The organism is Exiguobacterium sp. s161 (assembly GCF_018619045.1).
GTDB lineage: Bacteria > Bacillota > Bacilli > Exiguobacteriales > Exiguobacteriaceae > Exiguobacterium_A > Exiguobacterium_A indicum.
Genome location: NZ_JACSNH010000010.1, coordinates 1 through 12,821 on the forward strand (window position 1 = coordinate 1; position 12,821 = coordinate 12,821).

Here is a 12,821-nt window from a genome sequence, read left to right on the forward strand (position 1 = left end):
GGGGGCTTCCCCCTGTGAGGATAGGACGTTGCCAGGCACTTGACCGATCTGCAGATTGCAGGTCGGTCTTTTTGTGTAATCATTTTAGAGGAAAAGGAGCTTTTTCATGAAACACGAACTTCCTATTGTACATGCACTTCAACGTCATTTAGATCGATCGCCCATCTCATGGCATGTTCCTGGTCATAAGAATGGGACATTGACGCCTCTTCCTGACTTCTTTAAATGGGACGTCACAGAATTACCTGGTCTAGATGATTTTCATCATCCGGAAGAGGCTATTGCTGACGCGATAGCTTTGTTGCAAAAAGTCTACGGTGCAAAAGCGAGTCATTTCCTTGTGAATGGTTCGACCGTTGGAAACTGGGCGATGCTTGCCGCTACAGCAGCAAGAGGAGAGCGTGTTTATGTACAGCGTAATTCGCATAAATCCGTGTTTAATGCACTAGAATGGTTAGGAATCGAACCGATCTTTCTTGAACCAGACATCCATAAGGAAACGGGAATCAGTGGACATGTTTCACGTGAAACATTAAAGGAAGCGTTTACGAAATATCCAGGAGGAGTCGGCGTGTTTATCACTTCACCGACCTATTACGGGGAAGCAGCTGATATCACGTCACTCGTTCAGCTCACAGCGTCGCACGGGCTCCCTTTATTAGTGGATGAAGCACATGGCGCACACTTCGGTGAAGCATTTGGTGTACGCTCTGCATTTGAATTAGGAGCAACTGCTGTTGTCCAGTCTGCCCATAAAACACTTCCAGCACTGACGATGGGAGCATGGATGCATGAGCGATTTTCAGAAAAGATGAGAAGGAAGTTACAGCGAGCGCTTCAAGCGTTTCAGACTTCGAGTCCTTCATATTTACTCTTGGCTTCATTAGATTACGCCCGTTCCTATCGTGAACAATGGACAGTTAAAGGGATGTCAGATGTTCAAGCTAGTCATGATGCATTCATCGAGGCACTTCAACGGTTCGATCATATGACGGTTCTGCGATTCGATGATTGGTCGCGGATGACATTAACGTATGAGGGATATCCAGGAGATGCGTTGTTGCACGCGTTACGAGCTGTTCAACTCGATGCGGAATTTGCTCTAGGAGATCACGTCGTCTGTATTTTGCCACTTCGTCCGCTAACAAAGTCTGAGCAGAATGACTGGGTCCACCGTGTCGAACGAGCCATTCAAATGATGAAATCAGAAGGAATTCCTTTGAAAAGGTATATCGAGCAACCAATTATGGGTAAAATACAGGTATCTGCTTTAGCTTGTTCTTATGAACAGTTAGAACAAGCAACAGGTATGTTCCGTCAGCTGGATGAGTGTATCGGTCATGTTTCACTCGAAACGATTGTTCCATACCCGCCAGGCATTCCGTTGATCGTCAGAGGCGAACGCATTACGGCGGAACAGGTACTACGTTTACGATATTATCAAACCGTAGCCGTTCATTTGCAAGGGGGCGAACAATTGCAACGAGGAGCGTTACGCGTCATAGAGGAAGGGTTTGAAGAATGAAAGGTACGTTCATTACTGTCGAAGGACCAGATGGTGCCGGTAAAACGACACAACTACAATTGCTTGGCGATGTGTTAAAAGAAAAGGGCTATAACGTCATGACGACCCGCGAGCCAGGTGGCACACGCGTTGGAAACGAAATTCGTTCGTTGATTTTGAATCCTGATTTTGAAGAGATGAAAGAGATGACGGAAATTCTGCTGTATGCAGCGTCTCGTGCCCAGCATGTCGAGGAATTGATTCGACCGGCGTTAGAGGCAGGCACAATAGTTTTATGTGACCGATTCGTTGATGCGTCACTTGCGTATCAAGGGTATGGTCTCGGACATCCGATTGATTTCGTGCGTCAAATCAATGATTCTGCAACAGGTGGGTTAGCGCCAGACCGAACGTATTTATTTGATTTAACAGTAACGGATTCTAAAAAACGAATGATGGACCGGGGAGCACTTGATCGAATCGAGCAGCGAGATGATGCGTTTCGTGCCCGCGTCTATGAAGGTTTCCAACAGATTGCAGCATCGGATCCGGAACGGGTGAAGATCGTACAAGCCAATCGATCGATTGAAGCGATTCATCAGGACTTAGTGGAAGATGTCATTACCTATTTAGAAGAAAAGGAGAGATTTTCATGAAAATGGTCATTACGATCGTTCAAGATAAAGATAGCTTACGTTTGGCGGAAGCACTTGTCGAGCATGATTTCCGAGCAACGAAACTGGCAACGACAGGTGGTTTTCTTAAAGAAGGGAACACGACGTTCATGATTGGTGTACAGAGTGAGCGTCTCGATGATTTGTTGCGATTGATCAAAAAGAACTGTTCAAGCCGCGAACAGATGGTTTCTCCAATCTCACCAATGGGTGGTCATGCCGATTCTTATATCCCTTACCCTGTTGAAGTCCAGGTAGGCGGGGCAACGGTCTTCGTCTTGCCAATCGAAGGGTTTCATCAATTCTGATGCAGACGTTTCATGAACTGGAACAGACACAATCGGTCATTTCGACGATTCTTCAAAATTCGTTACGAAACGATCGAATCAATCACGCTTATATCTTCACCGGAGACTATGAGCCGCTTCTACTTGAAGCGGCTCACTTGTTCGCGAAAAGCCTTTTTTGTGAGGACCCGGTCGATGTAGAACCGTGTGGTGTCTGTCGTAGCTGTCGGCGGATGGAAAGTGGCAACTTGGTCGATTATTATGAAATCGAACCAGATGGCGCGACCATCAAAAAAGAACAGATTCAACAATTGATGCATGATCTCTCACTCCGAGGACTTGAAGGCGATCGTCAGATTTATGTCATTACCCAGTCCCATAAGATGACTCCCCAGGCAGCAAACAGTTTGCTGAAGTTCTTTGAGGAACCAGGAGAAGGAAAAGTGGCTTTATTGTTGACGAATCAACCCCAGCTCCTTTTACCGACGATTCGATCGCGGGGACAGTTATTAAGTTTTCGTCCGGCGGATCGTCAAATGATTGGCGAGGTTTTATCTGAAAAAACGGGACGGGACCACGAGTTGACGCAATTGGCAGCGCGTGTCTATCCAAAAGTCGAGGATGCAGAAGAAGCATTACTCGAAGACTGGTTTGTAAATGCGCGAGCGTCAGTGTTACAATTGATGGAGGAATTAGCGAATCGTCCGGCTGATTTACCACTGTTCGTACAAGAGAAATGGATGGGACAATTCAAAAACCGTCAGGATGTCCGAATCGGTCTTGAACTCGTCACTTGTTTCTTCGAGGATGTCTTACGTCTGAAACTGAATCCGGCGTGGGAAGGTATGACCTATACGAATAGTAAACCCCAACTTGAACAGATGGGGTCCAAGAGCCAGACGACGATCACCCGCTGGTTGCAAGCTGTGCTTGCCGCAGTAAGACGGGTCGAAGCGAATGTTAATCCCCAATTAACAGTTGAGCGTCTCATGTTTGACTTACAGAAAGGGTAGAGCGACATGCTAGAAGTAGTAGGCGTTCGCTTTAAAGAAGCGGGCAAAATTTATTATTTTGCACCTGGACAAGAGTCATTATCACGAGGACAAGCAGTCATCGTTGAGACGGTACGGGGCATTGAATATGGCGAAGTGGTCATCGCCGATAAACAAATGGACGAAGAAGATGTGGTGTTGCCACTGAAATCCATTCTTCGGATTGCTGACGATAAGGATGCAATGATCGTCCGCGAAAATAAAGTCGCAGCGCTTGATGCGCATGCGGTATGTGTCGAAAAAATCCGTGAACATAAACTCGATATGAAATTGGTCGATGTCGAGTACACGTTTGATCGCAATAAGGTCATCTTCTACTTCACGGCAGAAGGACGTGTTGACTTCCGTGAGCTCGTCAAAGATTTAGCGGCGGTCTTCCGGACGCGTATCGAACTCCGTCAAATCGGTGTTCGGGATGAAGCGAAGTTACTAGGAGGCATCGGTCCGTGTGGTCGTGTCTTATGTTGTTCATCTTTCCTCGGTGAGTTCGAACCGGTTTCGATCAAGATGGCAAAAGATCAAAACCTGTCGTTGAATCCGACGAAGATTTCAGGAGTATGTGGTCGTTTGATGTGCTGCCTGAAATACGAGAACGATACGTATGAAGAAATGCGCCGTGATTTGCCGGACTACGGAAAACGTTTGACAGTACCTGAAGGCGAAGGACGCGTCGTTGGTTTGAACATCCTCGATCAAGTCGTTCAAATCGAACTGAAGGATCGTTCCCGCGTCTTGACGTATTCAATGGAAGAACTATTATCCGTTGGTGCCGTAAAACCAAAACGACCAAAAGAATAACGGGGTGCATACGCGTGGAGAGAGTCGATAAAAAAGAAATCATTACGCGTGTCGATGCGATTGAGCAACAGATTCATTTGCTGACTGAGCATCTGAGCGTGTTAAAGGATCAGCTGGCTTACATGATGGAAGAGAACCAACATCTGTACCTGGAGAATCATCATCTTCGAGAAAAAGTCGAACGCGATGAACAACAGCCGGTCACGGAAGCGGAAGAAGCGGAAGCAGGCGTCGGTGCGGGCTACGATAATCTCGGGCGATTGTACCAGGAAGGGTTCCACATCTGTAACTTGCATTATGGACAAGTACGAAAAGACGGCGATTGTCTCTTTTGCTTATCCATGTTAACGAAACATTGAGAGGCTGACTTCTACATGAGTCAGTCTTTTTTTCGGAAAGGAAGGCACGACATGTTTGAACTATTACCAGACGAACGACTTGATTATCTCTTAGGACAGGAAGGGAAAATCATTCAAAGTCCATCCGTCTTCTCGTATTCACTTGACGCGGCACTGCTCGCACGATTTGCGTGGGTCCCAATTCAACAGGGACGGATTGCCGATCTCTGTTCAGGAAACGGTGCAATTCCACTCTTTTTATCCTACCGGACGAAAGGGCAGATCACGGGTCTTGAAATCCAGCCACGACTAGCGGAGATGGCACGACGGAGCGTCACCTTGAATGAACTGAACGACCGGATTGAGATGATTGAAGGGGACGTCAAAGAGGCGGGAGCGCGTCTTGGATACGGCATCTATGATGCTGTCACCTGCAATCCGCCATATTTTTTAGCAAATGAGACATCGAACCAAAACCAAAGTGAACATTATACGATTGCAAGGCACGAAGTCCTCTGTACCCTTGAAGACTGTATTCGAGGTGCATCTGATTTGTTGAAACAAGGCGGAAAAGCAGCGTTCGTTCATCGACCGGAACGACTGCTCGATATCGTCACCTTGATGCGGACGTATCGCTTGGAACCGAAACGGATGCAGCTGATTTATCCGAAAGCAGAGAAGGAAGCAAACATGCTCTTGATCGAGGGGATCAAGGATGCAAAACCTGGACTAAAGGTGCTTCCCCCATTCATCGTCTATGAAGCGGACAACTCGTATGCGGCTCAGATGAAAGAACTGTTCGATGTCTGAGCATGCAGTCTATATCGTTCGGTGCCAAGATGATACGTATTATACGGGTTACGCCGTAGACGTCACACAACGCATTACGACACATAACGCAGGTAAGGGTGCGAAGTATACACGTGCCCGTCTGCCGGTCGTCCTCGTTCATCAGGAAGTTTTCGCGACGAAGTCAGAGGCAATGAAGCGGGAATATGCGATTAAACAATTAACCCGTTCACAAAAAGAACGGTTGATTCAAGGAGGAACCTCATGAAAGCGACGAGTAGCTATCAACAGCAAGGAGCCGGTCTCTATATCGTCCCGACACCAATCGGCAATTTAGAAGACATGACGTATCGGGCCGTACGGATTTTACAGGAATCCGATATCGTCGCAGCAGAAGATACGCGGCAGACGATGAAACTGTTTCGACACTTTTCGATTGAGTCGAAGCTTGTCAGTTACCATGAACACAATAAACAAACAAGCGGCGAACGACTCCTCGCTGATTTAGAGGCAGGAAAACAAATTGCCCTCGTCTCCGACGCCGGTATGCCTGGCATCTCGGACCCGGGAAGCGACTTGATCCGCCAAGCGATTGCAGCAGACATCCCTGTCATCGTTCTTCCGGGTGCGAACGCTGCGTTGACCGCTCTTGTCGCGTCCGGATTATCGACGGAACGCTTTTTATATTACGGCTTTTTGCCACGGAAGAAAAAAGAACGTCGCGAAGCGTTGGAGCAATTGAAATACGAAACCGGAACGCTCGTCTTTTATGAAGCACCACATCGTTTGAAAGAGATGTTGCAAGGGATCGAGGAAGTACTCGGTGATCGTCAGGTGACGTTAGCCCGGGAACTAACGAAACGGTATGAGGAATACATTCGGGGGAGCGTGAGTGAATTACGTGCTTGGGCAGCAGAAGACGTTCGGGGCGAGTTTGTCGTCCTCGTTGAAGGATCAAACGAAGAACGACCGGAAGCGGTCATCCAAGACAGTGATCCGCTCGAGCAAATCCGTCGGTATATCGAAGAAGGCGAAAAGCCGAACGCGGCATTGAAGCGTGTCGCCAAGGAACGGGGACTGGATCGTCAGGAACTATACCTTGCGTTTCACGAAGCAGATTAAAAAAAGAAGCCCCGTTAAGGAGCTTCCTTTTTTGTTTATTCGTTGCTTGCGTAATGACGATCGAGGAAATCTTTTAATTCAACGAGAACGCGTTGTGCGCCATCTGGTGAAAGAATCAATTTACCATCAGCCAATTTGAAGTTATCTTCTGATACTTCACCTGTCACTTGGCAAGTCATGTTTGGTTTATATTTTTTAAGGATGATCTGTTCGTTGTCGACATAGATCTCGAGGGCATCCTTTTCTGCGATTTGAAGTGTACGGCGTAATTCGATTGGAATTACGACACGACCGAGCTCGTCTACTTTACGTACAATACCTGTTGATTTCATTTTGTTGTTCCTCCTTTGATGTCATGGATCTCTTTTTCTTTTGAAAAATCGTCAAAATTCGACATCGTTTCTATAGAATGTAGAATACTAGACTTTCCAAAAGTAGTCAACCAATCTGAATAGCTTGAAATCAAAATGTCATTTATTTCTCAAAAAACCCATATTTGAAACGATTTATTAATATATTTTCCCTTTTTAAAGGAAATGAAACTATAGAGTGTGTTTTTTTGTAATTTGATGTCTGATGTCAAAAAATGTTTCGATTCGACAAAAAGTGAATTTCGACATCAGTCCCGTAACAGCGTATAATAGCCTATAATGAAGATGGAAATCAGAGAACGGAGGAATAACATGGCAAAGACATTTTATATCACGACCCCGATTTATTATCCAAGTGCAAAACTACATATCGGTCACGCGTACACGACGGTGGCTGGAGATGCGATGGCACGGTACAAAAGACTTCAAGGATTCGACGTCCGGTATTTGACAGGTAGCGATGAGCACGGTCAAAAGATCCAGGAAAAAGCAGCAGAAGCAGGGATTTCGGAACAGGCATTCGTCGACGGTGTCGTCGAACAGATTAAAGTCTTATGGGATCGTCTCGACATCTCGTACGATGATTATATCCGGACGACGGAACCACGTCACAAGAAAGTCGTCGAAAAAGTGTTCGAGACACTTCTTGAATCAGGCGATATCTATTTAGGTGAATACGAAGGTTGGTATTCGATTCCGGATGAGACGTACTATACGGAATCACAACTCGTCGACGGGAAGAGCCCTGACAGTGGACACCCGGTCGAACTCGTTCGCGAAGAATGTTACTTCTTCCGGATCAGTAAGTACGCGGACCGTCTGCTTGAGTACTTTGAAGCGAATCCGTCATTCATCTTGCCAGAATCACGTAAACACGAAATGATCAATAACTTCATTAAACCAGGTCTTCAAGACTTAGCGGTCTCACGGACGACATTCAACTGGGGTGTACAAGTCCCGTCGAATCCAAAACACGTCGTCTACGTCTGGATCGATGCGTTGACGAACTACATCTCGTCACTTGGTTATGGTACGGACGATCACGGTAACTTCGATAAGTACTGGCCAGCAGATGTCCATCTCGTCGGAAAAGAAATCGTTCGTTTCCACACGATCATTTGGCCGGCACTCTTGATGGCGCTTGACCTCCCATTACCGAAGAAAGTCTTCGCACATGGTTGGTTGTTGATGAAAGACGGAAAAATGTCGAAATCAAAAGGAAACGTCGTCGATCCGATTCCGTTGACGGATCGCTACGGTCTCGACGCCCTTCGTTACTACCTCTTACGGGAAGTGCCATTCGGTTCGGACGGTATGTTCACACCTGAAGCATTCGTTGAGCGGATGAACTATGATTTGGCGAACGATCTCGGGAACTTACTCAACCGGACGATCGCGATGGTCACGAAATACTTTGATGGTGAGATCCCAGCCTATACAGGTAACGTGACACCGTTTGATGCGACACTGTCGGATCTTGCAAAAGAAACGGTCACGAAAGTCGAAGCATCGATGGAACACATGGAATTCTCTGTCGTACTGTCGAACATTTGGCAATTGATCAGCCGTGCCAATAAATACATCGATGAGACACAACCGTGGGTGCTTGCAAAAGACGAATCCAAAACGGCGGAACTCGGTTCTGTCATGGTGCATCTCGTTGGCGTCTTGCGTCACGTGGCGATCATGTTGCAACCGTTCATGACGCGTTCACCAAAAGAGATCTTCGCGCAACTGGGTCTCTCTGGACAAGCGATGGACTGGGCAGCGCTCGAGAAATTCGCAGACATCGCACCAGGAACGAAAGTCGGTACAGCGACACCAATCTTCCCACGTCTCGACGTCAAAGAAGAAGTCGAAGCAATCGTCGACATGATGCGCCAAGCTTCTGCAGCACGTGTTGAGGAAGAGGAAGTTGAAGAAGACGAAGATATTCGTCCAGAAACGACAATCGATGTCTTTGACCAAATCGAACTCCGTGTCGGTGAAGTCGTGACGGCTGAAAAGATCAAAAAGGCGAAAAAACTATTGAAGTTACAAGTCGATATGGGCAAAGAAACACGCCAAATCGTCTCTGGTATCGCTCAGTGGTATGAGCCGGAAGATTTAGTCGGACGAAAAGTCATCGTCGTGGCGAACTTAAAACCGGTCACGTTACGTGGCGAACTCTCACAAGGAATGGTCCTTGCTGCTGAAAAAGCAGGAAAACTTGAACTGGCGACGGTTCCGTCAACGATGGCGAACGGCGCAAGCGTAAAATAAAACCGATGCCTGTGGACTCCATGTCACAGGCATTTTTTTAAAGAAGGAGTCGAACAGCTATGTTAATCGATACACACACTCACTTAAATGCAGACCAATTCGCGGACGACGTCCACGAGACGATTGAGCGGGCACGCGCGAACGGTGTCTCACCGATGATCGTCGTCGGATTTGATCATAAGACGATTGATCGTGCGATGGAACTCGTCGAAGCGTACGATGATCTTTATGCGGTCATCGGGTGGCATCCCGTCGACTCGATTGATTTTGATGAGGAGGCGTACCAAAAGGTCGAACGGTTGATGGATCACGAAAAAGTCGTTGCGCTTGGAGAAATTGGGCTCGACTATCACTGGGATACGTCACCGAAAGATGTGCAGCAGGAAGCTTTTCGTAAACAAATCCGGCTTGCGAAGCAGAAAAAGAAGCCGATCGTCATCCATAATCGGGAAGCGACAGAAGATACATTACGGATTCTTGAAGAAGAAGATGCGAAAGAAGTCGGTGGGATTCTGCATAGCTACAGCATGAGTGCGGAATTATTACCACGCTGCCTGGCGATGAACTTCTATATTTCACTCGGAGGTCCCGTCACGTTCAAGAATGCGAAGATGCCGAAGCGTGTTGCGCAGGAAGTCCCGCTCGATCGTCTACTCGTCGAGACGGATTGTCCGTATCTGACACCGACGCCACACCGCGGGAAACGCAACGAACCCGCTTATGTCCGGTTCGTCGCTGAAGAGATTGCGCAGCTCCGTGGCATGATGTATGCCGACGTCGAAGCAGCAACGACCGAAAATGCCAAACGGGTCTTCCGCTTGCCATGATGCGTTCGTTGACGTTTACTACGATTGGATTCAGCCTCTTACTTGTTGCTGCACTCATCTATGGAATGATGGATCATCCACAAACCGTGACCGTCTTGATTGATGGACAAGAGCAGCAAATTGAAACGACAGCCGATTCCGTTTATGGCGTACTTAAAGAAGCAGGCATCACGACGCGAACGAATGACATCATCGAACCAGCGCTCAGTGCTGATTTACCAGAAAAACGGTTGATCGTCATTCAGCGTGCGAAAGAGATCACACTGATCATGGGCTATGGTGAATCCCGTCGTGTTCGGACGCAGGCGCGCCAAGTGAAGGATTTGCTGGCAGAACGTGGTATCAAAAAAGCGGAGACGGATGATATCTATCCGTCCTCTGACGCTGTTCTGAAGAGTGGCATGACGGTGCGATACCGAGAAGCTTTTCCTGTTGATCTTGTCGTCGGTGGAAAAGCCCGACAACTCTACACATATGAGACGTCGGTCCGGGAATTGTTAGCGCGAGAAGGGATTCGCTTGCAAAAAGAAGATCGGGTCGCTCCAGATCCCGACACTCGCGTGACGGAAGGGACGTTGATTACGGTCAACACGACACGTCGTGCAACGTTGACGCAGGAACAGCTCGTCCCGTTTGAGATCGAAGAAGTCGAGGACCCAACTTTACCGGAAGGCGAACAACTCGTGACGGCATCTGGTCGTCCAGGTGTCCGAACGAAAAAGTATCAATTGACGCTTACTAACGGTTTGAGCAAAGAGAAAAAACTGATTGGTGATCAAGTGACGCAGACACCCGTCAAACAAGTCGTCAAAGTCGGAACCAAACCGGTCGAGACACCCGTCGAAGCGCCTGTCTTCAACGAAGAACAGGCGACGAATCCGTTAGCTGAAACACCGAAGGCCGATACGGATCTTGATTTTGCAAGTGCGAAGAGCTTGATGGTCGAAGCGACGGCGTATACGAACGATCCAGCTTCAAACGGCAGTCGTTTGTATAACGGTCGTGCCTTGACCGCGACCGGGTATGACGTGACGGATACGATCACCTATCAAGGGATGCCGATTATCGCGGTTGATCCGAAGGTCATTCCGCTTGGTACGAAGGTCTACGTCGAAGGAGTGGGGCTTGCGATCGCCCTCGATACCGGTGGCGCCATCAAAGGCAATAAGATTGATGTCTTGGTCGACGGAGAACAAAAAGCGAAGACGTTCGGTCGAAAACAACTGCAAGTCTGGGTCATTCCTAGTGCAACGGAAGCGGACACGTGACGCTTCCTTGTTTTTTTCGTGGAAACAGGTACAATTACGAGAGTGTTTGAAGAAGGTGGAGAGATCATGCGGAAACGCTTAAAAGAAGTCATCGTCGTCGAAGGACGGGATGATACGACACGATTACAAGAAGTCTTTGATGTCGATACAATTGAAACGAACGGCTCAGCCGTCAACGAACAAACGATGCAACGCATCGAGAAGGCGCTGGAACGGCGCGGTGTCATCATTTTCACGGATCCTGATTTTCCAGGAGATCGTATCCGTGCTCGAATCAATGAACGCGTACCAGGCTGTAAACATGCTTATCTTCCGCGTGCTCAAGCAAAAGACAAGCGAGGCAAAATCGGTGTGGAGCATGCCTCACCTGCCGCAATCGAAGAAGCGCTCGCTGCTGTCTATGAGACGGAAGAAGCACCGGTTGCTGAAGTGACACGTGAGATGATTCTGGCAGCTGATTTGATTGGTGGACCAGCAGCCTCGATCCGCCGTCGTCGTCTCGGTCAGATTCTTGCGATTGGTGAACCGAATGCAAAACAACTCGTCAAACGCGTCGCATCGATCCGAATCACGCGGGCGGAATGGGAAGCGGCATTGAAACAATTAGAGGAGGAAGAAGTTTGAAAGACATTGCTACATTGCATCGGACGAAAGAAATTTTAGCGAAACATGGCTTTTCGTTTAAAAAATCGTTGGGACAAAACTTTTTAATCGATTTAAACGTATTAGGAAACATCGTCGGGGCAGCTGGATTAACGCCTGAGAGCGGCGTACTCGAGATCGGACCAGGAATCGGCTCATTGACGGAACAATCGGCGAAACAGGCGAAAAAAGTCGTCGCTCTTGAAATCGATCAGCGGTTGCTACCGATTCTTGACGATACACTTTCACCGTATCCTCATACGAAGGTCATTCACGGCGATGCTCTTGAACTTGATCTTTCGACGATCGTCGCAGAAGAGTTCACGCAAGAAGGCATCACTGACATTGCCGTCGTCGCGAACCTCCCGTATTACGTCACGACACCGATCATCATGCGGATTCTCGAAGCGAAAGCACCGTTTCGGACGCTCGTCATGATGATTCAAAAGGAAGTCGCTGAACGAATCGGTGCAAAACCGGGCACGAAAGCATACGGTTCTCTATCGATCGCAATTCAGTATTATGCGGAAGCTGAAGTCTGCTTCACGGTTCCAAAACAAGTCTTCATTCCGGCACCAAATGTCGATTCAGCAGTCATCCGTTTGAACATTCGAAAAGAGCCGGCGGTACAGACACAGGATGAGGCATTATTCTTCGAAATCGTCCGAGCAAGTTTTGCACAACGCCGGAAAACGATTTTGAACAACTTGACGACACACTTCGGGAAGACGGAAAAGGCGGCGGTCGAAGCGGCATTGTTGGAAGCTGGAATCGAACCACGTCGTCGCGGAGAAACGCTCAGCCTGCAGGAATTCGCACAGTTAGCGGATGCACTTTTGCCAATTAAAAAACGTTGACGGATACGATTAGAACAGATATAATATTTC

At 47.8% G+C, this 12,821-nt stretch carries 15 protein-coding genes; 14 read left to right on the forward strand and 1 reads right to left on the reverse strand.

All coding sequences use genetic code 11. The features are described 5' to 3' along the window. Window positions 1–106: 106 nt before the first annotated feature. The 9 genes from KNQ14_RS16115 to rsmI are packed head-to-tail and all read left to right on the forward strand — an operon-like array spanning window position 107 to window position 6,564. The gene (locus KNQ14_RS16115) at window positions 107–1,525 is read left to right on the forward strand and encodes an aminotransferase class I/II-fold pyridoxal phosphate-dependent enzyme (RefSeq protein ID WP_214861799.1); all 1,419 of its coding nucleotides are present in this window, start codon (window positions 107–109) and stop codon (window positions 1,523–1,525) included. After that, a complete protein-coding gene (tmk, locus tag KNQ14_RS16120) occupies window positions 1,522–2,160 on the forward strand; it encodes a dTMP kinase (RefSeq protein WP_214861800.1) in 639 nt (212 codons plus the stop codon). The genes KNQ14_RS16115 and tmk overlap by 4 nt, the downstream gene beginning before the upstream one ends. After that, window positions 2,157–2,486 (forward strand): cyclic-di-AMP receptor, encoded by a 330-nt coding sequence (locus tag KNQ14_RS16125; protein ID WP_023466519.1) that lies wholly within the window; start codon window positions 2,157–2,159, stop codon window positions 2,484–2,486. The genes tmk and KNQ14_RS16125 overlap by 4 nt, the downstream gene beginning before the upstream one ends. Beyond that, window positions 2,486–3,478: a DNA-directed DNA polymerase gene (locus tag KNQ14_RS16130; protein WP_023466521.1), complete on the forward strand. Its 993-nt coding sequence runs from the start codon at window positions 2,486–2,488 to the stop codon at window positions 3,476–3,478. The genes KNQ14_RS16125 and KNQ14_RS16130 overlap by 1 nt, the downstream gene beginning before the upstream one ends. Before the next feature lie 6 nt (window positions 3,479–3,484). Further along, the gene (locus tag KNQ14_RS16135) at window positions 3,485–4,315 is read left to right on the forward strand and encodes a PSP1 domain-containing protein (RefSeq protein ID WP_029343044.1); all 831 of its coding nucleotides are present in this window, start codon (window positions 3,485–3,487) and stop codon (window positions 4,313–4,315) included. Between the two features lie 8 nt (window positions 4,316–4,323). Continuing rightward, window positions 4,324–4,674 carry a DNA replication initiation control protein YabA gene (yabA, locus tag KNQ14_RS16140; protein WP_119182633.1) on the forward strand — a complete coding sequence of 117 codons (351 nt, stop codon included), beginning with the start codon at window positions 4,324–4,326 and terminating at the stop codon, window positions 4,672–4,674. A gap of 51 nt (window positions 4,675–4,725) precedes the next feature. Next, window positions 4,726–5,463: a tRNA1(Val) (adenine(37)-N6)-methyltransferase gene (locus tag KNQ14_RS16145; protein ID WP_214861802.1), complete on the forward strand. Its 738-nt coding sequence runs from the start codon at window positions 4,726–4,728 to the stop codon at window positions 5,461–5,463. Further along, window positions 5,456–5,710, forward strand: a complete 255-nt coding sequence (locus KNQ14_RS16150) for a GIY-YIG nuclease family protein (protein ID WP_214861804.1) — start codon at window positions 5,456–5,458, stop codon at window positions 5,708–5,710. Before KNQ14_RS16145 ends, KNQ14_RS16150 begins: the two co-directional genes overlap by 8 nt. Then, window positions 5,707–6,564, forward strand: coding sequence for a 16S rRNA (cytidine(1402)-2'-O)-methyltransferase (gene rsmI, locus KNQ14_RS16155; protein WP_214861806.1), 858 nt, complete (start codon window positions 5,707–5,709; stop codon window positions 6,562–6,564). The genes KNQ14_RS16150 and rsmI overlap by 4 nt, the downstream gene beginning before the upstream one ends. A 35-nt stretch (window positions 6,565–6,599) precedes the next feature. On the opposite strand, the gene KNQ14_RS16160 is transcribed toward rsmI, so the two are convergent. Next, on the reverse strand, window positions 6,600–6,896 hold the full coding sequence (locus KNQ14_RS16160) for a transition state genes transcriptional regulator AbrB (protein WP_023466531.1): 297 nt from the start codon (window positions 6,894–6,896) through the stop codon (window positions 6,600–6,602). Between the two features lie 324 nt (window positions 6,897–7,220). Between KNQ14_RS16160 and metG the strand changes: the two genes are divergently transcribed. The 5 genes from metG (at window position 7,221) to rsmA (ending at window position 12,791) form a co-directional block, all read left to right on the forward strand. Next, window positions 7,221–9,197, forward strand: a complete 1,977-nt coding sequence (gene metG / locus KNQ14_RS16165; protein WP_256442261.1) for a methionine--tRNA ligase — start codon at window positions 7,221–7,223, stop codon at window positions 9,195–9,197. Between the two features lie 59 nt (window positions 9,198–9,256). Next, a complete protein-coding gene (locus KNQ14_RS16170; RefSeq protein ID WP_023466535.1) occupies window positions 9,257–10,024 on the forward strand; it encodes a TatD family hydrolase in 768 nt (255 codons plus the stop codon). Then, a complete protein-coding gene (locus KNQ14_RS16900; RefSeq protein ID WP_214861810.1) occupies window positions 10,021–11,292 on the forward strand; it encodes a 3D domain-containing protein in 1,272 nt (423 codons plus the stop codon). The genes KNQ14_RS16170 and KNQ14_RS16900 overlap by 4 nt, the downstream gene beginning before the upstream one ends. A 66-nt stretch (window positions 11,293–11,358) precedes the next feature. Next, the gene (gene rnmV, locus KNQ14_RS16180) at window positions 11,359–11,916 is read left to right on the forward strand and encodes a ribonuclease M5 (RefSeq protein ID WP_023466539.1); all 558 of its coding nucleotides are present in this window, start codon (window positions 11,359–11,361) and stop codon (window positions 11,914–11,916) included. Further along, complete coding sequence (rsmA, locus tag KNQ14_RS16185; RefSeq protein WP_023466540.1) at window positions 11,913–12,791, forward strand: 16S rRNA (adenine(1518)-N(6)/adenine(1519)-N(6))-dimethyltransferase RsmA; 879 nt, start codon at window positions 11,913–11,915, stop codon at window positions 12,789–12,791. Before rnmV ends, rsmA begins: the two co-directional genes overlap by 4 nt. Window positions 12,792–12,821: the final 30 nt, after the last annotated feature.

Coding starts and splice junctions, on each gene's coding strand:
- KNQ14_RS16115 (WP_214861799.1), top strand. CDS start 107: ATGAAACACGAACTTCCTATTGTACATGCACTTCAACGTCATTTAGAT.
- tmk (WP_214861800.1), top strand. CDS start 1,522: ATGAAAGGTACGTTCATTACTGTCGAAGGACCAGATGGTGCCGGTAAA.
- KNQ14_RS16125 (WP_023466519.1), top strand. CDS start 2,157: ATGAAAATGGTCATTACGATCGTTCAAGATAAAGATAGCTTACGTTTG.
- KNQ14_RS16130 (WP_023466521.1), top strand. CDS start 2,486: ATGCAGACGTTTCATGAACTGGAACAGACACAATCGGTCATTTCGACG.
- KNQ14_RS16135 (WP_029343044.1), top strand. CDS start 3,485: ATGCTAGAAGTAGTAGGCGTTCGCTTTAAAGAAGCGGGCAAAATTTAT.
- KNQ14_RS16145 (WP_214861802.1), top strand. CDS start 4,726: ATGTTTGAACTATTACCAGACGAACGACTTGATTATCTCTTAGGACAG.
- KNQ14_RS16150 (WP_214861804.1), top strand. CDS start 5,456: ATGTCTGAGCATGCAGTCTATATCGTTCGGTGCCAAGATGATACGTAT.
- rsmI (WP_214861806.1), top strand. CDS start 5,707: ATGAAAGCGACGAGTAGCTATCAACAGCAAGGAGCCGGTCTCTATATC.
- KNQ14_RS16160 (WP_023466531.1), bottom strand. CDS start 6,896: ATGAAATCAACAGGTATTGTACGTAAAGTAGACGAGCTCGGTCGTGTC.
- metG (WP_256442261.1), top strand. CDS start 7,221: ATGGAAATCAGAGAACGGAGGAATAACATGGCAAAGACATTTTATATC.
- KNQ14_RS16170 (WP_023466535.1), top strand. CDS start 9,257: ATGTTAATCGATACACACACTCACTTAAATGCAGACCAATTCGCGGAC.
- KNQ14_RS16900 (WP_214861810.1), top strand. CDS start 10,021: ATGATGCGTTCGTTGACGTTTACTACGATTGGATTCAGCCTCTTACTT.
- rnmV (WP_023466539.1), top strand. CDS start 11,359: ATGCGGAAACGCTTAAAAGAAGTCATCGTCGTCGAAGGACGGGATGAT.